This window comes from Humitalea rosea (assembly GCF_003253705.1).
GTDB classification, from domain to species: domain Bacteria; phylum Pseudomonadota; class Alphaproteobacteria; order Acetobacterales; family Acetobacteraceae; genus Humitalea; species Humitalea rosea.
Genome location: NZ_QKYU01000014.1, coordinates 1 through 18,190, shown reverse-complemented (window position 1 = coordinate 18,190; position 18,190 = coordinate 1). Strand labels below are relative to the sequence as shown.

Genomic DNA, 18,190 nt, shown 5'->3' with positions numbered 1-18,190 from the left:
GCGCGCGACTATATCCCAGAATTCCGCGTAGATGAGACGTCAGTGCCTCCGGCACAAGCGCGCTCAGCGCGGTGGTGTGTCCCCGCTGCGACGCTCCTCGACTCCGAGGGCATCGGCAAGCCGGACCGTCGCACTGCCTCGGCGGGCCGGTTTCGGCTGGTCCGGGGCCGGCGCCCAGCCGGTCAGGATGAGCAGGGGCAGCGGCGCCACGATCGGGCCATCGCCCGCCAGACGTGCCAAAGCCCCTGGAAACAGCCCGCGCGGCGGGATCCGGCGGTCCCTGGCGTGCAGCGCCGCCTGTTCGCCCACCGCCTGGATGTCGCGCAGCAGGCCGAGCGGGCTGCGCCAGGCCGCGTCCAGCCGGTCCAGATCCGCCACCGGCAGGGCGAAGCCCGCCCTTTGCAGCAGGGCAGCTCCGTCCTGGAGGGTGGGGAAGGGCGAGACGCGAGGCGCCGCCCCGCCACGCAGATCGGCCTCGACCGCGGCCAACGCCTCGCGCAGCGGCTGCAAGGTGCCGAGGCCCGGCAGGCTGGCCAGGAACAGCCCATCCGGGCGCAGCGCCCGGCGGATCTGGATCAGCGCGCCCGGAAGGTCGTTGACCGTATGCAGCGACAGGCTGGCGACCACGAGGTCGAAGCTGCCGACCGCGAAGGGGAGCCATTCCTCATCGGCCGCCACCGGCAGGCCGCCGGCGACGCCGGCCATGGCCGGGGCCAGATCGGCCGAGACCACGAATTCGATCCCCCGCGCCCGCAGCAGCGGTGCCACCGCGCCTCGCCCGCCGAGGTCGAGTGCCCGGGTGAAGCGGCGGGTGGTGTCGTCCAGCCGGTCCAGCAGCAGGCTGGCGGCCGCGTCCAGCAAAGGGGCGGCGCGGCCGACCGTGACGGCCGCGCGGGCCCGGCGGCGGGCGAGGAGGCGGCGGTCGAAGGGGCCGGCAAAGGCAGGGGTGGGGGACGGGGCGGACATGATCGCTGGCTAGCATGTTTCAGGCCGTGGTGGCTTGTGGTGTAGCCTTGTGCGGGGATCAGGGAGCACCCGCGGTGAATGCAGACATCCTGGCGGGGCGCGTCCTTGCCGTCGACGAATCCCTGGCACGCATACATGCCATCGTGGAGGCGAGCGGCATCAACCGGCCGTCGCTGACCGCGATCCGGGAGGAGCTTCTGGCCCTCGCCGAGCAGCGCGCGTTGTTCCCGGCCGCCGAATTCCTGGCGGCGGAGGGCCAGGGCAACCGCCTGCATTCGCTGCGGGAGGACCTCGGCGGCGGCTTCGCGCTTTATCTGAATGTCCTGGCGCCCGGCCAGGACACGCGGCCGCATGACCATGGCACCTGGTTCGCCGCCGCCGCCCTTGAGGGCCAGGCATTGCACCGCGTCTATAGCCGTACCGATGATGGCGTCATTGCCGGCCGCGCGGTGTTGCGGCTGCGGGAGGAAATCATGGTCGAACCGGGACGGGGCATCGCGCTGATGCCCGATGACATCCACAGCCTGCATACCCGCGGCGACCGGCCGGGGCGGCACCTGCATCTCTATGGCATGGCGCTGGAGCGGCTGACGGATCGCCACAGCTTCGATCTCGCCACCAGCACGATCTCTCCTTATGCGGCCGAGGATCCAGGGTCGTGATCCGCCGCATCGCGCCCGCGACGCTGAAATCCTGGATCGCCGATGGCCAGGAACTCGCCATCCTGGATGCGCGGGAGGAAGGGCTGTTCGGCACCGCGCATCTGTTCTGGGCGGTGCCATGCCCGCTCTCCCAGGCCGAATGGCGCGCGCCGCAGCTGCTGCCGCGCCTCGCCACCCGCATCGTCGTCTGCGACGGCGGGGAGGGGGAGGCGGAACAACTTATCGCCGTACTCCAGGGCCTGGGTGCGGCCGATGTGTCGCTGCTGGCGGGCGGCACCCCGGCCTGGGCGCGGGCGGGATACGAGGTGTTCTCCGGGGTCAATGTGCCGTCCAAGGCCTTTGGCGAATGGGTCGAGCACCATGACGGCACGCCCCATGTCGCGCCAGAAACCCTGGCTGCGATGAAGGCCGATGGCGAGCCGCTGGTGGTGCTGGACAGCCGGCCCTTCGACGAATTCCACGCCATGTCGATCCCCGGCGGCATCAACGTGCCGGGCGGCGAGCTGGTCTATCGCCTGCCCGCGCTGAAGATCCCGCCCGAGGCCACCATCGTGGTGAATTGCGCCGGGCGGACGCGGTCGATCCTCGGCGCCGAAAGCCTGCGCCAGGCGGGCGTGCCCAACCGGGTCGTGGCGCTGCGCGATGGGACCATGGGGTGGGAGCTGGCGGGCTTTCACTCCGACCACGGCAAGACCGCGCGCTTCCCGCCCGGGCCGCCGCCGGATGTGGCGGCCACCCGCGCCGCGGCCGAGGCCTTTGCCACCCGCAACGGCGTGCGGATCGCGACCACCATCCCGGTCGCGCTCGAACGCACGACCTATGTGCTGGATGTGCGGGAGCCGGAGGAATTCGCGCAGGCGCACCTCGCCGGCAGCGTCTCCGCCCCCGGCGGGCAACTGGTGCAGGCGACGGATCGCTGGGTCGCGGTGCGCCATGCCCGGATCGTGCTGGTCGATGACGACGGGGTGCGCGCGCGCATGACCGCCGGCTGGCTGCGGCGCCTGGGCGGCTGGGAGGTCTGGGTGTTGGACGGCGCGATGGCGCGCGCGCGGGCCCCCGCACCCGCGACCGCGCCCACCATGGAGACGATCGGCACCGAGGCGTTCCGGGCCCTGCATGCCGCCGGGGCGGTGGTGACGGTGCAGCTTGGCCGCAGCCTCGCCTCCCGCGCCGGCGCGGTGCCGGGTGCGGTCTGGGGCGTCCGCCGCCGGCTTGGCGCGGTGCGGGCGCGGCTCGGCGCCAGCCTCGCGACCGAGCTTGTGGTGGTCGCCGATCCGGTCGCGGCCGAGCACGCTAGCGCCGAACTGCGGGCGCTGTTTCCCGGCATGCGGGTGCGGCTGCTGGCCGGCGGGGCGGCGGGCTGCGGCCTGCCGCTGGTGACGGACCGCACCAACCCGCCGGACGAGGCCTGCATCGACGCCTATCTGCGCCCCTACGACCGCAATTCGGGGCAGGAGGCCGCGATGCGCACCTATCTGGGCTGGGAGGTCGATCTGCCTGCCCAGGTGGCCCGCGACGGTGACGCCCGCTTCGGCGCCTGGTGATCGTACAGGCGGCCCGGGGCCACCTTGGCGGCGCGCTGCGCTTCCTGCTGGATGCGCTGTTGCCGCCGCATTGCCCGGCCTGCGGCGGGGCGGTGGCGACGCAGGGCCTGCTGTGTTCGATCTGCGTCGGGGATCTGACGACCCTCGGGGCGCCGCTCTGCGCGCGCTGCGCTTCGCCGTTCCGCCACGCAGGGCAGGCGGCGGGGCAGGATGCGGCGGGGGGGCTGGTCTGCGAGCCCTGCCTCCGCCGCCCCCCTGCCTTCACCGCCACCGCCGCGGCCTTCCGCTATGACGAAGGGGTGAAGCGGCTGGTGCTGCCGCTCAAGCATGGCGACCGGCCGGAGATGGCGCGGGTGCTGGCCGGGCGGATGATCCTGGCGGGGCGGCGGATACTGGCGACGGCCGATCTGCTGGTGCCGGTGCCGCTCCATCCCGCGCGGCTGCGGCAGCGCCGCTACAACCAGTCGGCCCTGTTGGCCGCGCGGATCGCGCGGGGCAGCGGTGTCGCCTGGCATCCGGATCTGCTGCGCCGGGTGCGCGCGACGCCCTCCTTGGCCGATCGTGGGGCGGCCGAGCGGGCGCTGCTGGTGGCGGAGGTGTTCCGGCTGCGGCCGGGGGCCAGGCTTCATGGCAAGCATATCGTCCTGATCGATGATGTGATGACCTCCGGCGCCACCGCCTCGGCCTGTGCTGCGGTGCTGCTGGAAGGTGGGGCGGGGCGGGTTTCCGCCCTGGTCGCGGCGCGGGTGCCCAACCCGAGCTTCTGGGCAGGATAGGCGCGGGCGGGTTTCGATGGCCGGCCGTCTTGACCGGACGATCCGGCATGCCGATTTTGCGCCTATGGCCAAGATCGAAATGTACACGCAGCCCTGGTGCCCCTACTGCGACCGCGCCCGGGCACTGTTGACCCGCAAGGGTGCCGCCTTCGAGGAGAAGGAGGCGCCGAATGGCTCGGCGCTGCGCAAGGAGGCGCAGGAGCGCTCCGGCCGTACCAGCGTGCCGCAGATCTTCATCGACGGCGCGTCGATCGGCGGCTCCGACGAATTGGCGGCGCTGGACCGCGCGGGGAAGCTCGACGCCCTGCTCGTGGGGTGACTCGGCGTGGCGGACCCCCCACATGTGGGTATGACGGCTCGATGGCGAGCCGGCCATGCGTCCGGATCCAGGCCTGAATGATCCACTATCAATTATGCTGTGACCACGGTCACAGCTTCGACGGCTGGTTCCGCGATTCGGCGGGGTTCGAGCGGCAGGCCGCGGCCAAGCTGGTCGATTGCCCCGAATGCGGCAGCCATGCCGTGACGCGGGCGCTGATGGCGCCGGCGCTGGGCAAGCCGCGTGCGACACCCGTGGCTCCGGCCGCCCCGGTGGCCGCCGTCGCCCCGCCGCCCGGGCCGATGCCGGCCAAGCTGGTCGCGCTGTTGCAGCGGGTTCGGGCCGAGGTCGAGGCCAATTGCGACTACGTCGGTCCGGCCTTCGCCGAGGAAGCCCGCCGCCGCGCCCGCGCCGCCGAACCCGAGCCCCCCCGCGGCATTTACGGCGAGGCGACCGAAGCCGAGGCCGAGGCGCTGCGCGATGAGGGTATCGAGATCGGCCAGGTGCCGTGGGTGCCGCGCGCCGACGGCTGAGGCGTCAGGCCGCCGCCGCCATCATGTAGTTCACCCCGACATCGCTCCCGGTTCGGAAGCGCCGGCCGCAGCCCTCGGGCAGCAGCCCGGCCACGCCCGAGGGCCGCAGCCCCGCATGGCGCAGCAGCGCGCCAAGCTCGGCGGGTGTCACGAACAGCCGCCAGTCATGCGTCCCCCGTGGCAGCAGCCGCAGCACGTATTCCGCCCCCAGGATCGCCACAGCATAGGCGCGCCTGGTCCGGTTGAGGGTGGAGAGCACCACCACGCCCCCCGGCTTCACCAGGGCCGCGAGGGCGGCGCAGAAGGCCGGGCGCTGGTCGGGGGGGACATGCTCGATCACCTCCAGCGCCAGCACCGCGTCGAAGCGGGCGCCGGTCGCGGCCAGGGCCTCGGGGGTCGTCTCCTGATAGGTCACGGCCACGCCCTCCGCCTCGGCATGGGCGCGGGCCACGGCCAGGGCCGCGCCGGCGGCGTCGATTCCCGTCACCACGGCGCCCTGCCGCGCCAGCGCCTCGGCCGCGAGGCCGGCGCCGCAGCCGACGTCGAGGATCCGCTTGCCCTCCAGCCCGCCGAGCCGCGCGGCGATCCAGCCGATCCGGGCCGGATTCATCCGGTGCAACGGCGCCATCGGCCCCTCCGGATCCCACCATTGCTCGGCCAGGGCATCGAAACGGCGGATTTCCTCGGGTGCTGCTGTTCCCGACATGGAGGGCCTCCGGTTGCGGTGCTGCGTGTCACTCGGTAGATGTCCCGCCCCTGCGCCACGCGCAACCAGCCCGAAGCCGAGAAGACCCTCCCGCCGCCATGGCCCGTATCGTGATGAAGTTCGGCGGGACCTCCGTCGCCGATCTCGACCGTATCCGCAACGTCGCCGCCCGCGTGGCGCGCGAGGTGAAGGCGGGGCATGAGGTCGCCGTCGTCGTCTCCGCCATGTCCGGCGTGACCAATCAATTGGTGAAGTGGTGCGGCGAACTCGCGCCCCTGCATGACCAGGCCGAATACGACACCGTGGTCGCGACCGGCGAGCAGGTGACGATCGGCCTCACCGCCATCGCCTTGCAGACGCAGGGCGTCCAGGGCCGGTCCTGGCTCGGCTGGCAGGTGCCGATCCGCACCGATGCCGCCCATGGCAAGGCGCGGGTCGAGGAGATCGACGGCGCCGCCCTGATCGCGGCCATGGCCGCGGGCCAGGTGCCGGTGATCGCGGGCTTCCAGGGCGTCGGGCCGGATGGGCGGGTGACCACGCTCGGCCGTGGCGGGTCGGATCTCTCGGCGGTCGCGATCGCGGCGGCGGTGAAGGCCGATCGCTGCGACATCTATACGGATGTCGATGGCATCTACACGACCGACCCGCGCATCGTGCCGCGCGCGAAGAAGCTCGACCGCATCGCCTATGAGGAGATGCTGGAGCTGGCCTCGGTCGGCGCCAAGGTCTTGCAGACCCGCAGCGTCGAACTGGCCATGAAGGCCCGCGTGCGGATTCAGGTATTGAGCAGCTTCGCGGACCTGCCGGGTTCGCTGGTGGTGGATGAGGACGAGATCGTGGAACAGCCGCTTGTGACCGGCGTGGCCTATTCACGCGACGAGGCGAAGGTGACCCTGCGCCGCGTGCCCGACCAGCCCGGCATCGCCGCGCGGGTGTTCGGCCCGCTGGCCGAGGCCAATGTGAATGTGGACATGATCGTCCAGAACCTCGGCGCCGATGGCACCACGGATATGACCTTCACCCTCGGCCGCGCCGACCTGCCCCGCGCGCGGCAGGTGCTGGAGGAGAACCGGCCCAGCATCGGCTATGATTCCCTGCTGGCCGATCCGGCGGTCGCCAAGATCAGCATCGTCGGCATCGGCATGCGCAGCCACGCCGGCGTCGCCGCCACCATGTTCAGCACGCTGGCGGCCAAGGGCATCAACATCCAGGTGATCTCGACCAGCGAGATCAAGACCTCCGTCCTCGTCGGCGCCGAATACACCGAGCTTGCGGTGCGCGCCCTGCACACCGCCTATGGGCTGGACGGCCCGGAAGCCCCCCCGGCGGAAGGCAAGTGACCGACCGGGCTGTGGCGGCCGCGAAGCTCGACCAGCTGATGGCGCGGGGCCGGGACTTCCTCGGCTGCCGCTATGCCTTGCTGGGCGGGGCGATGTCCTGGGTCAGCGAGCGCAATCTCGTTGCCGCGCTTTCCAACGCCGGGGCCTTCGGCGTCATCGCCTGTGGCGCCATGGACCCGCAGCGCCTCGCCGCCGAGATCGCCGGCACCCAGGCGCTGACCACAAAGCCCTTCGGCGTGAACCTGATCACCATGCATCCGCAGTTGCTGGAGCTGGTGCAGGTCTGCCTGGAGGCCAAGGTCACCCATATCGTCTTCGCCGGCGGCATTCCGCCCGGCCCCGCGATCAAGGCGGCCAAGGAGGGCGGGGCCCGCGTCATCTGCTTCACCCCCGCGCTGTCGCTCGGCAAGAAGCTCGTGCGCTCCGGTGCCGATGCCCTGGTCATCGAGGGCAGCGAGGCCGGCGGCCATATCGGCCCCGTTTCCCTGAACGTGCTGGCGCAGGAGATTTTGCCGCATCTGCGCGACGTGCCGATTTTCGTCGCCGGCGGCATCGGGCGGGGCGAGGCGATCCTCGCCTATCTGGAGATGGGCGCGGCGGGCGCCCAGCTCGGCACCCGCTTCGTCACCGCCACCGAATGCATCGCCCATGCCCGCTTCAAGCAGGCCTTCATCCGCGGCAATGCGCGGGATGCGGTGCCGACCATGCAGATCGACGAGCGCTTCCCGGTGATCCCGGTCCGGGCCCTGGTGAATGAGGGGACCAAGCGCTTCATGGCGCATCAGGCGGCCGTGCTGCAGAAATTCCAGTCCGGCGAGCTGTCCAGGGAAGCCGCTCAGCTGGACATCGAGCACTTCTGGGCGGGCGCACTCCGACGTGCCGTGATCGACGGCGATGTGGACGGCGGCAGCGTCATGGCCGGGCAAAGCGTCGGCATGGTCACCCGTGAGGCCCCGGCCGCCGAGATCGTGGCGGAGCTGATCGACCAGGCGGTTGCGGCCCTCATGTCGCGGGACGCATGATTTCGCGGCATTGCAGCATCCTGCGGTTTGCCCGCGGGCCCCTCTCGGAGTAGGGAAGCCCCCGTGGCCATCGATATGAAGCGCAATGCGCGACCCGACCTTCATTCCGGCGAATCCGCCCGTGTCGGCGAGGAGTTGCGCGATGCGCGCGAGTCCCTCGGCGTCTCGCTGGAGGAGATGGCCGACCGGCTGAGAATCAACCGGCGCTACATCGCCGCCCTGGAAGAAGGCCGCGTCCGCGACCTGCCGGGCACCGCCTATGCCATCGGCTTCGTCCGCAGCTATGCCCGCGAAATGGGGCTGGATGCCGATGAGATGATCCGCCGGTTCCGCGACGGTGCCGGTGCTGCCTCCCGCCCCCGCGGCGAACTGGTCTTCCCCGAGCCGGTGCCCGAGCGTGGCGTGCCCGCCGGGGCCGTGATCCTGGTCGGCGCGGTTTTGGTCGTGGGCGCCTATGTCGGCTGGTACCAGTGGAGCGGTTCGGCCAATCGCACCGTCGATACCGTGCCGAGCCTGCCGCCCCGGCTGGAGGAGACGGCGCGCCAGGGCGCGCAGCTTCCGGCGCTGCCAGGCCCTGGGGGCATGCCAGCCACCGGGACTGCGGCGCTGCTGCCGCCCAGCCCTCCGGCCCCCGCGACGCCACCCCCCGCTGGAACGACGCCGCCCGGTGCCACGCCGGCCAGTGCCACGCCGGCTGGCCAGGCGCCGCGCTCGACCGCCGCGGCCCCGGCCGGGACGCTGGTCCCGACCGGCCCCAATGTTCCGGCGCCCGCCGCCCCCGTCGCCGCGTCGGCTCCGCCGCCGGCGACCCCCGCGGTGGGGGCGAGCCTGGCCTCCCGCATCACGCTCAAGGCGCAGGATGAGTGCTGGATCCAGGTGCGCGACCCGCGTAGCGGCCAGATCATCGTGAACCGTGTGCTGCGTGCGGGCGAAAGCTTCCAGGTGCCGCCGACCGAAGGCCTGGTGCTGACCACCGGCCGCTCGCAGGCGCTGGAGGTCATCGTCGATGGCCAGGTGACCCAGGCGCTCGAAGGCCGCAATGGCGTGCTGCGAGATGTGCCGCTGGTGCCCGATACCCTGAAGGCGGCGCGCCCCGCCGCCCGCTGAGGCGCCAACACGGCGCCACGCCTTCTGTTGTCAGCCTGCCGGTGCCATATCGGGGGCGCGTGATCGGAGCAGGCCGCATGTCCTACCGTCCCTACCAGCAGATTATCCGCCGCAAGTCCCGGCAGATCATGGTCGGAAAAGTGCCGGTGGGCGGGGATGCGCCCATCACCGTCCAGACCATGACCAATACGCCGACCGAGGATGCCGCGGCGACCATCGCCCAGATCCGGCTGTCGGAGATCGCCGGCGTGGACATCGTCCGTGTCTCCTGCCCGACCGAGGAATCGACCGCCGCACTGGCGGAGATCGTGCGGGAGGTGAATGTCCCGATCATCGCCGACATCCATTTCCACTACCGCCGCGCCATCGAGGCCGCCCGCGCCGGTGCCGCCTGCCTGCGCATCAATCCCGGCAACATCGGCTCGAAGGAGCGGGTGAAGGAGGTGGTGCAGGCGGCGCGCGATTATGGCTGCTCGATCCGCATCGGGGTGAATGCGGGCTCGCTGGAGCGGCATCTGCTGGAAAAATACGGCGAGCCGAACCCGGAGGCGCTGGTCGAATCCGCGCTGTGGCACGCCGCCCATTTGCAGGAGCTGGATTTCCACGAGTTCAAGATCAGCGTGAAGGCGTCCGACGTCTTCCTCGCGGTCGCGGCCTACCAGCAGCTGGCCGAGGTCTGCGACCACCCGCTGCACATCGGCATCACCGAGGCGGGCGGCAAACGCACCGGCACCGTGAAATCCGCGATCGGGCTGGGCTCGCTGCTCTGGGCGGGCATCGGGGATACCCTGCGCGTGTCGCTGTCGGCGGAGCCGGCGGAAGAGGTGCATGTCGGCTGGGAGATGCTGAAGTCGCTCGGCATCCGCCACCGCGGGGTGCGGGTGATTTCCTGCCCCTCCTGCGCCAGGCAGGGGTTTGACGTGATCCGCACGGTCGAAAAGCTGGAGGAGCGCCTCGCGCATATCGACCAGCCGATCAGCCTGTCGATCATCGGCTGCGTGGTGAACGGGCCGGGCGAGGCGCTGATGACCGATATCGGCCTGACCGGCGGCGGGGCGGGGACGCATATGGTCTATGGCATGGGCAAGACCAGCCATACGGTGAAGACCGAGGAGATGGTGGAGCACATCGTCGGGCTGGTTGAGGCGCGGGCTGCGGTGATGAAGGCGGCCAAGGAGGCGGAGAAGCTGGCGGCGGAGTAGCCCCCCCGCTTGCCCCCGCGCCATCCCGGCGCTAACGCCCGCCCATGGAAAAGCTCCAACCTGTCCGAGGCACCCGCGACCTGATCGGCGAGGACCAGCGGCGCCACACCCAGGTCATCGACACCGCCCGCCGCATCGCCGCCCTTTACGGCTTCGAGGAATGGACCACCCCGATCTTCGAGGACACCCGCGTGTTTTCGCGCGGACTCGGCGACACCTCGGATGTGGTGTCCAAGGAGATGTATTCCTTCACCGACCGTGGCGGCGACAGCCTGACCTTGCGGCCAGAGAACACCGCCGGCGTCTGCCGCGCTTTGGTCTCCAACGGCTTGGCCCAGGCGAATTTGCCCCGAAAAGTGTTCTACGCCGGCCCGATGTTCCGCTATGAGCGCCCCCAGAAGGGCCGCTACCGCCAGTTCCACCAGATCGGCTGCGAAATCCTGGGTGCGGCCGAACCCTTGGCGGATGCCGAGGTGATCGCCTGTGGCTGGCACATCCAGCAGGCGCTCGGCATGACCGAGGGCGTGGTGCTGGAGGTGAACACTTTGGGCGATGCGGAAAGCCGCGACGCCTATCGCGAGGCTCTGGTCGCGCATTTTTCCGCCCATGCCACGGCGCTTTCGGCCGACAGCCAGGTGCGGCTCGCCAAGAACCCGCTGCGCATCCTGGACAGCAAGGATGAGGGCGACCGGAAAATCGTCGCCACCGCCCCCGACATCCACCCCTATCTGACCGCGAGCGCTGCCGCCTTCTACGCCGCCGTCACCGGCTACCTCACCGCCTTCGCGGTGCCCTGGCGGGAAAACCCGCGGATCGTGCGGGGCCTCGACTACTACAGCCACACCGCCTTTGAATTCGTGACCGACCGCCTCGGCGCCCAGGGCACGGTCATGGCCGGCGGCCGCTACGATGGTCTGGTCGAGGAGATGGGCGGCCCCGCCACCCCTTCCGTCGGCTGGGCCGCGGGCGTCGAGCGCCTGTCCATGCTGCTGCCCGAAGCCCCCCCCGCCCCGCGCCCCGTGGCGGTGATCCCGGTGACCGAGGCGCAGGAGCCCCAGGCCCTGGCCGCCTTGCGGCTGCTGCGTTCGGCGGGGATCGCGGCGGAAATCGGCTATAAGGGCAATATGAAACGCCGCATGGAACGCGCCAACCGGATCGGCGCCCGCGCCGCCGTCATCCTGGGTGAGGATGAGGTCGCCGCCGGCAATGCCCAGCTGAAGGACCTCACCACCGGCGAACAGATGCTGGTGCCGTTGGCGGAGCTGGCCGCGCTGTTGCGATGAGCCTCGCGGACAAGCTGGACGTGCTGGTCTCGCGCGCCGAGGAATTGCGCGCGAGCCTGGAGACCGCCGATGGCGCCCGCGTGGGCACGCTGTCCAAGGAACTGTCCGACCTCGAACCGCTGGTCGCGCGCGTGAACGCCCTGCGCGCCGCCGAACAGGCGCGGGACGAGGCCCGCGCGATGCTGGACGACCCCGAGATGCGGGAACTGGCCGAGGCCGACCTCGCCGACATCGAAAAAACCTTGCCGGCGCTGGAACGCGAGGTGCGGCTGATGCTGCTGCCGCGCGACCTGGCCGATGAGCGCAACGCCATCCTGGAAATCCGCCCGGCGGCGGGCGGGGATGAGGCGGGGCTGTTCGCGGCGGAGCTGTTCGGCGCCTATCGCCGCTACGCCGAAAACCGGCGCTGGACCTTCGAGGTGCTGGAATACGACGAGACCGAACTCGGCGGGCTGAAGGGCGGCACCGCCGAAATCGGCGGCAAGGGCGTTTTCGCCAAGCTGAAGTTCGAAAGCGGCGTGCATCGGGTGCAGCGGGTGCCCTCCACCGAAACCCAGGGGCGCATCCATACCTCGACCGTGACCGTCGCCGTGCTGCCGGAAGCCGAGGAGGTGGACGTGCAGATCAACGACAATGATCTGCGGATCGACACCTACCGCGCCTCGGGCGCCGGCGGGCAGCATGTGAACAAGACCGACAGCGCCGTGCGCATCACCCATCTGCCGACCGGGATCGTGGTGGCGATGCAGGAGGAGCGCAGCCAGCACAAGAACCGCGCCAAGGCCATGAAGATCCTGCGCGCCCGGATGTTCGAGCAGCAGCGGTCGCGCCTGGCCGATACCCGTGCCGCCGATCGCCGCGGCCAGATCGGCACCGGCGACCGCAGCGAACGCATCCGCACCTATAACTTCCCGCAAGGCCGCGTCACCGACCACCGCATCGGCCTGACCTTGCACAAGATCGACCGGGTCATGCTGGGCGAGTTGGACGAGATCATCGACGCTTTGACCGCCGAGGATGAGGCCGCCCGCCTGGCCGCCGAGGGCGTGTGACCCCCTGCACCGACCCTGGCGGGACGGTGGGCGCCTTCCTCTGCCAGGCCGGGCAGGTCTTGCGCGCGGCGGCGGTGGACAATCCGCGCGCAGAAGCCCGCGCGCTGCTCGCCCACGCCATGGCCACCACCCCCGACGCGCTGCTGCGCGACCCACGCCAGACCGTGCCGGACGCGGCGGTGGCGGCGTTCGGCGGCCTGTTGAAGCGGCGGCTGGCCGATGAGCCGATGGCCTATCTGCTCGGCCGGCAGGGGTTCTGGTCGCTGGACCTCGCCGTCTCCCCCGCCACGCTGATCCCGCGCCCCGACAGCGAATCCCTGGTGGAACTGGCGCTGGAGGTGGCCCCCGAGCCCCGTCGCGTCCTGGATCTGGGCACCGGCACCGGCGCGCTGCTGCTGGCGGTGCTGGCCGAACGGCCGGGCGCCTTCGGGATCGGGATCGACCGGGTGCCTGCGGTCGCCGCCCTCGCGCGGGATAATGCCGTGGCCAATGGGCTCGGCGACCGCGCCGCCTTCCTCGCCGGGGATTGGGGGGCGGCGCTGGCGGGAGGCTTCGACCTGATCCTCTGCAACCCGCCCTATATCGAGGCCGAGGCCATCCCCGGCCTGGAACCCGGTGTCGCGCGCTACGAACCGGCCTCGGCGCTGGACGGCGGGGCGGATGGGCTGGTCGCCTATCGCGCCGTCTGCGCGCAGCTGCCGGACCTGCTGGTGCCGGGCGGGGTGGCGGTGCTGGAACTCGGCGCCGGGCAGCGCGCGGCGGTGGAGGCCATCGCCACGGCGGCCGGGCTGGTCTCCGGCGAGGCGCGGGCCGACCTAGGCGGTCACGACAGGGCAGTTTTGTTGAGAAAACCGTTTGCGGACGCAGGCCTGGGCCGATAGGGTGGCGTCGCGGTGAGGGGATTCCCCCGCTAGGCAGGCGAGGCTTGTTGTCCGGGGCTATCGGGGTCGTTCGATCCTGCGGGAGCCGCCCCATCCTCGCCGAACCGGCAGGCCGTATTGACGACCCCAATACGATTCTCCCAACTCGGGTATCAACGAAGCCCCTCCCGATGCGCGCGATGCGCGCCGGCGTGGCAGGGCACAGAGCGGCGAACCAGACCACGATGAACATGAAGCGCATGCGCGGCCGCGGCGGAAATCGCCACGGCGGGGGCGGTGGTGGTGGCAGCGGCGGCGGTGCTGGCGGTGGCGCCTACCGTCACGCCGGGCAGAGCGGCGGCGGACAGCAGCCCCTCAACCGGAACCATGTTTTCGACAGCAGCGGCCCCGATATGCGGATGCGCGGCACCGCGCAGCAGCTTTTCGAGAAGTATCTCCAGGTCGGCCGCGACGCGACCGGTGCCGGCGATCGGGTGATGGCGGAATCCTACTTCCAGCACGCCGAGCATTATTTCCGTATCCTGAACGCCATGGCCCAGGCCGCGACCCAGCACGCCCCGCAGCAGGCGGCGGCGCAGCAGCAGCAGGGCCGCTGGCGCAATGGGCCGGAGCAGCCGGGCGACCAGGACGGTTACCAGAACGACCAGCCTCAGAACGGCCAGCCCCAGAATGGCCAGCCCCAGAACGGGCAGCAGAATGAGGGCCAACGGTCCCACGGCCAGATCGAGATTCAGGACCTGAGCGGCGGCAACGGCGATCAGGATGAGCAGATGGAGCCCCACGGCCAAGCCTGAGGCTTGGCCGTCTCTTTCGGGTTTTTTGGGGCCAAGCCTGAGGCTTGGCCGTCTCTTTCGGGTTTTTTGGGGCCAAGCCTGAGGCTTGGCCGTCTCTTTCGGGTTTTTGGGGCCAAGCCTGAGGCTTGGCCGCTTCTTCCATCAGGGCAGGCGTTCGATCGCATCGCCGCGCGCGATGCGGCCGCTTTCCACCACGGTCGCATGCACGCCCAGGTCGGCATGGCCGAAGTGCTGCCGCATCAGCGCCGGGATATCCAGGTCACGGGTGCCGGTCGCCAGATCGACCTGCGTCGCGGGGCAGCGGATGGTGCGCTTGAACACCTCCAAGGTCGCGCCCCCGGCCTGGATCCGGCTGCCAATCCAGTCGAACTCCGCCCAGGCCGGCAGGCCGGTGAAGTAGATGTTGGCGCGGAACCGGAGCGGGTCCAGCTTCCGCCCGATCGCCGCTTCCAGCGCATGCAGGCTGGCCATGTTGATCAGTGAGACGCCCTTCTTCACCTGATCGGTGAAGGCATGGCCCGGCGCTTCCACGAACGTCATGGTCCCGCGCGCCTCATCCGCCAGGAATTCGCTCAGCCAGACGGCGATCTCGGCGCGGCCCTCGGGCGTCGTGGCCTGGGCGGCCAGGGGCGCGCGCCCAGGGGCCGCCAGGGCCAGGATGCCGCTGCGTGGGTCGAACCCGGCCTGCACCAGTGCGACCTTCGCATTCGCCATCAGGCAGGCGAAATTCTGCTTCGGCCGGAACCGGGGCGCCTCGGGGTCGAAGCCCGAATCCCCCTGGGCCAGGGCAAAGCGCCGGTCGTGCGGCAGGGTCTGCCCTTCCTCCACGACCACCTCCTCCAGCGCCTCGGCGGTCAACCCCTTCACGGGGTAGCGGTACAGCTGCTCGATCCGCATGAATGGTGTTTCCCCTTGAATGCCTGGGCAGTCAGTTACCAGATCAATGCACGGACAGTGGAGATGCCGTTGCCTCCTGAGGGGCGGCACCTCCGGTCGCCTCCATCATGAGGGACGGATATGGATATCGAGCAATTCACCGAGCGGTCGCGCGGCTTTCTGCAAGCGGCCTCCACCATCGCCATACGCGAATTCCATCAGAGGCTGCAGCCCGAGCATCTGCTCAAGGCGCTGCTCGATGATCCCGAAGGGGCCGCCGCTGGGCTGATCCGCACGGCGGGCGGCGATCCGCAGGCCGCGCGCCTTGCGGTCGAGACCGACCTTGCCCGCATCGCCAAGGTGAGCGGCGCCGGCGCCGGCCAGCCGCAGGTGACGCCCGATCTGGTCCGCGTGCTCGATGCCGCCCAACAATCCGCCCAGAAGGCCGGTGACAGCTTCGTGGCGCAGGACCGGCTGCTGGTGGCGTTGGCAGCCTCCGACACCACCGCGGGGCGCGCGCTGAAGGGCGCCGGGGCCGACCCGCAGCGCCTTGAGGCTGCGGTGGCCGACCTGCGAAAGGGCCGCAAAGTGGATAGCGCCGGTGCGGAAGCGAGCTTCGACGCGCTGAAGAAATACGCGCGCGACCTGACTGCCGCCGCCCGCGAGGGCAAGCTCGACCCCGTGATCGGCCGCGATGAGGAGATCCGCCGCGCCATCCAGGTCCTGGCCCGCCGCACCAAGAACAACCCCGTCCTGATCGGCGAGCCCGGCGTGGGCAAGACCGCGATCGTCGAGGGCCTCGCGATTCGCGTGGTGAACGGCGACGTGCCGGAGGCGCTGAAGGGCAAGCAGGTGCTGGCGCTCGACCTCGGCTCCCTGATCGCCGGCGCCAAATACCGCGGCGAGTTCGAGGAACGGCTGAAGGCGGTGCTGACCGAGATCGAGGGCGCCAAGGATGGGGTGATCCTGTTCATCGATGAGATGCACACGCTGATCGGGGCGGGGAAGGGGGATGGGGCCATGGATGCCTCCAACCTGCTGAAACCCGCGCTGGCCCGCGGTGAGCTACATTGCATCGGCGCCACCACCCTCGATGAATACCGCAAGCATGTGGAAAAGGACGCGGCCTTGGCCCGCCGCTTCCAGCCGGTCTACGTCGGTGAGCCGAGTGTCGCGGATACCATCAGCATCCTGCGCGGCATCAAGGAGAAGTACGAGCTGCACCACGGGGTGCGGATCGCCGATAGCGCGTTGGTGGCTGCCGCCACCCTCTCCAACCGCTACATCACCGACCGGTTCCTGCCCGACAAGGCCATCGACCTGATGGATGAGGCGGCCAGCCGGCTGCGGATGCAGGTGGACAGCAAGCCCGAGGAGCTGGACGAGCTGGATCGGCGGGTGCTGCAGCTCAAGATCGAGCAGGTCGCCCTTCGCAAGGAGGAAGACTCGGCGAGTCGCGACCGGCTGGAGAAGCTGGACCGCGAATTGGCGGATCTGGAGGAGCGCAGCGGCACCCTGACCACCCGTTGGCAGGCCGAGAAGGCGACCCTGGCCGATTCCCAGAAAGCCAAGGAGGAGCTGGACAAGGCGCGCACCGAGGTTGAGGTGGCCCAGCGCCGCGGCGATCTGGGGCGGGCGTCCGAGCTGCTCTACGGCGTCATCCCGCAGTTGGAACGCAAGATCGCGACCGACAGCACCGAGGGCCGCCTGGTGAATGAGGCGGTGACCGAGGCGAGCATCGCCGGCGTCGTCAGCCGCTGGACCGGCATTCCCATGGAACGGATGCTGGAAGGCGAGCGGTCGAAGCTGCTTCGCATGGAGGATGAGCTGCGCAAGCGGGTCGTCGGCCAGCAGGAGGCGCTGGAGGCGGTCAGCAAGGCCGTCCGCCGGGCGCGGGCAGGCTTGCAGGACCCGAACCGGCCGATGGGCAGCTTCCTGTTCCTGGGCCCGACCGGTGTGGGCAAGACCGAGCTGACCAAGGCCATCGCGCATTTCCTGTTCGACGACGAACGGGCGCTGCTGCGGATCGACATGAGCGAATTCATGGAGAAACACGCGGTCGCCCGGCTGATCGGCGCCCCTCCGGGCTATGTCGGCTACGAGGAAGGCGGGACGCTGACCGAGGCGGTCCGGCGCCGGCCCTATCAGGTGATCCTCTTCGACGAGGTCGAGAAGGCGCATGAGGATGTGTTCAACATCCTGCTGCAGGTGCTGGACGACGGCAGGCTGACCGATGGACAGGGGCGAACGGTCGATTTCCGCAACACGCTGATCGTGCTGACCAGCAACCTCGGCTCCGACGTTCTGGCGGCACAGCCGGATGGGGCGGATGTGGAACTGGTCCGCGGGCAGGTGATGGCGCAAGTGCGCGGGCGGTTTAGGCCGGAATTCCTGAATCGCCTGGATGAGATCGTGCTGTTCCGGCGCCTGGCCCGGGAGGAGATGGGTGCGATCGTGGATATCCAGCTCGGCCGCCTGCGGTCCCTGTTGGAGGATCGCAAGATCACCCTGACCCTGGACGAGTCGGCGCGGAATTGGCTCGCGGAGGCCGGATATGACCCGGTTTATGGCGCGAGGCCCCTGAAACGCGTGATTCAACGCAACCTTCAGGACCATTTGGCCGGGCTGCTGCTAGAAGGCAGCCTGCCCGATGGCGCCCACGTCACAGTGGGGGCCGGGACGGAAGGGCTTGAGCTGCGCGTTTTGGGCTAGGCTGTCATACGACTGAAATCAGGAACCCTTGGTTTCAAGCATTTGACAGTATCGAACAGTCAGCCTAAACACCGCCTCACCGAAGCGGAGGGCACAACCTTCCGCTCCGGTGGCGCCCCAGACCGGGCGGCGAAAGAAAGGACTTGACCCCACCGACTGGTGCGGTTAGATTCTCTCCCCCGCCGCAAAATCGGTCGGGGAAGTCTCCGAATGAGTGGCTAGACACGGCCTACCCGGCCAAGTATAGGCGCGCTTCGGAATTGCTGTTTGACCTTGTGGATCGGTTTTCTGGAAGGAACTTGCAAGTTCTGGTTGGCCTGGTGTGGGTTGACTTGGGGCTGACTGGTTCATGTTCTGGTGGATGTATTCTACCTTTATTAAGGGGTGGGATGCGCGGCTGGTGTTTCTATGTTGG

17 protein-coding genes are annotated in these 18,190 nt (G+C 70.0%); 14 read left to right on the top strand and 3 right to left on the bottom strand.

Annotation, left to right across the window (positions count from 1 at the left end):
• Nucleotides 1-63: 63 nt before the first annotated feature.
• Complete coding sequence (locus C8P66_RS13030; RefSeq protein WP_111398713.1) at nucleotides 64-966, bottom strand: class I SAM-dependent methyltransferase; 903 nt, start codon at nucleotides 964-966, stop codon at nucleotides 64-66.
• 74 nt (nucleotides 967-1,040) lie between these two features.
• On the opposite strand from C8P66_RS13030, the gene C8P66_RS13025 reads away from it, so the two are divergent.
• The 5 genes from C8P66_RS13025 (at nucleotide 1,041) to C8P66_RS13005 (ending at nucleotide 4,800) form a co-directional block, all read left to right on the top strand.
• The gene (locus C8P66_RS13025) at nucleotides 1,041-1,628 is read left to right on the top strand and encodes a cysteine dioxygenase family protein (protein ID WP_111398712.1); all 588 of its coding nucleotides are present in this window, start codon (nucleotides 1,041-1,043) and stop codon (nucleotides 1,626-1,628) included.
• Nucleotides 1,625-3,172 (top strand): rhodanese-like domain-containing protein, encoded by a 1,548-nt coding sequence (locus C8P66_RS13020; RefSeq protein WP_111398711.1) that lies wholly within the window; start codon nucleotides 1,625-1,627, stop codon nucleotides 3,170-3,172. Before C8P66_RS13025 ends, C8P66_RS13020 begins: the two co-directional genes overlap by 4 nt.
• Nucleotides 3,169-3,948, top strand: a complete 780-nt coding sequence (locus C8P66_RS13015; RefSeq protein WP_245903496.1) for a ComF family protein — start codon at nucleotides 3,169-3,171, stop codon at nucleotides 3,946-3,948. Before C8P66_RS13020 ends, C8P66_RS13015 begins: the two co-directional genes overlap by 4 nt.
• Nucleotides 3,949-4,012: 64 nt before the next feature.
• Nucleotides 4,013-4,267, top strand: a complete 255-nt coding sequence (gene grxC / locus C8P66_RS13010; protein ID WP_111398709.1) for a glutaredoxin 3 — start codon at nucleotides 4,013-4,015, stop codon at nucleotides 4,265-4,267.
• A 77-nt stretch (nucleotides 4,268-4,344) separates the two neighbouring features.
• Complete coding sequence (locus C8P66_RS13005; RefSeq protein ID WP_111398708.1) at nucleotides 4,345-4,800, top strand: DUF1178 family protein; 456 nt, start codon at nucleotides 4,345-4,347, stop codon at nucleotides 4,798-4,800.
• Between the two features lie 4 nt (nucleotides 4,801-4,804).
• On the opposite strand, the gene ubiG is transcribed toward C8P66_RS13005, so the two are convergent.
• The gene (gene ubiG, locus C8P66_RS13000; protein ID WP_111398707.1) at nucleotides 4,805-5,506 is read right to left on the bottom strand and encodes a bifunctional 2-polyprenyl-6-hydroxyphenol methylase/3-demethylubiquinol 3-O-methyltransferase UbiG; all 702 of its coding nucleotides are present in this window, start codon (nucleotides 5,504-5,506) and stop codon (nucleotides 4,805-4,807) included.
• A 98-nt stretch (nucleotides 5,507-5,604) separates the two neighbouring features.
• Here ubiG and C8P66_RS12995 point away from each other — a divergent pair, with 98 nt between their 5' ends.
• The 8 genes from C8P66_RS12995 (at nucleotide 5,605) to C8P66_RS12960 (ending at nucleotide 14,187) form a co-directional block, all read left to right on the top strand.
• A complete protein-coding gene (locus C8P66_RS12995; RefSeq protein WP_111398706.1) occupies nucleotides 5,605-6,846 on the top strand; it encodes an aspartate kinase in 1,242 nt (413 codons plus the stop codon).
• 38 nt (nucleotides 6,847-6,884) lie between these two features.
• Nucleotides 6,885-7,868 carry an NAD(P)H-dependent flavin oxidoreductase gene (locus C8P66_RS12990; protein ID WP_111398807.1) on the top strand — a complete coding sequence of 328 codons (984 nt, stop codon included), beginning with the start codon at nucleotides 6,885-6,887 and terminating at the stop codon, nucleotides 7,866-7,868.
• A 63-nt stretch (nucleotides 7,869-7,931) separates the two neighbouring features.
• Nucleotides 7,932-8,975, top strand: a complete 1,044-nt coding sequence (locus C8P66_RS12985) for a helix-turn-helix domain-containing protein (protein WP_111398705.1) — start codon at nucleotides 7,932-7,934, stop codon at nucleotides 8,973-8,975.
• A gap of 77 nt (nucleotides 8,976-9,052) precedes the next feature.
• A complete protein-coding gene (ispG, locus tag C8P66_RS12980) occupies nucleotides 9,053-10,177 on the top strand; it encodes a flavodoxin-dependent (E)-4-hydroxy-3-methylbut-2-enyl-diphosphate synthase (RefSeq protein WP_111398704.1) in 1,125 nt (374 codons plus the stop codon).
• Nucleotides 10,178-10,221: 44 nt separating this feature from the next.
• Nucleotides 10,222-11,460 carry a histidine--tRNA ligase gene (gene hisS / locus C8P66_RS12975; RefSeq protein ID WP_111398703.1) on the top strand — a complete coding sequence of 413 codons (1,239 nt, stop codon included), beginning with the start codon at nucleotides 10,222-10,224 and terminating at the stop codon, nucleotides 11,458-11,460.
• Nucleotides 11,457-12,512, top strand: a complete 1,056-nt coding sequence (prfA, locus tag C8P66_RS12970) for a peptide chain release factor 1 (protein WP_111398702.1) — start codon at nucleotides 11,457-11,459, stop codon at nucleotides 12,510-12,512. The genes hisS and prfA overlap by 4 nt, the downstream gene beginning before the upstream one ends.
• Entirely contained in the window at nucleotides 12,509-13,393 is an 885-nt protein-coding gene (prmC, locus tag C8P66_RS12965) for a peptide chain release factor N(5)-glutamine methyltransferase (RefSeq protein ID WP_111398701.1), read from the top strand. Before prfA ends, prmC begins: the two co-directional genes overlap by 4 nt.
• Nucleotides 13,394-13,563: 170 nt before the next feature.
• Nucleotides 13,564-14,187, top strand: coding sequence for a DUF4167 domain-containing protein (locus tag C8P66_RS12960; RefSeq protein ID WP_245903494.1), 624 nt, complete (start codon nucleotides 13,564-13,566; stop codon nucleotides 14,185-14,187).
• A 141-nt stretch (nucleotides 14,188-14,328) separates the two neighbouring features.
• Here the strand turns inward: C8P66_RS12960 and C8P66_RS12955 are convergent, their stop codons facing one another.
• Nucleotides 14,329-15,084 carry an MOSC domain-containing protein gene (locus C8P66_RS12955; RefSeq protein ID WP_111398700.1) on the bottom strand — a complete coding sequence of 252 codons (756 nt, stop codon included), beginning with the start codon at nucleotides 15,082-15,084 and terminating at the stop codon, nucleotides 14,329-14,331.
• 120 nt (nucleotides 15,085-15,204) lie between these two features.
• On the opposite strand from C8P66_RS12955, the gene clpB reads away from it, so the two are divergent.
• The gene (clpB, locus tag C8P66_RS12950) at nucleotides 15,205-17,775 is read left to right on the top strand and encodes an ATP-dependent chaperone ClpB (protein ID WP_111398699.1); all 2,571 of its coding nucleotides are present in this window, start codon (nucleotides 15,205-15,207) and stop codon (nucleotides 17,773-17,775) included.
• The last annotated feature ends 415 nt before the right edge of the window (nucleotides 17,776-18,190 follow it).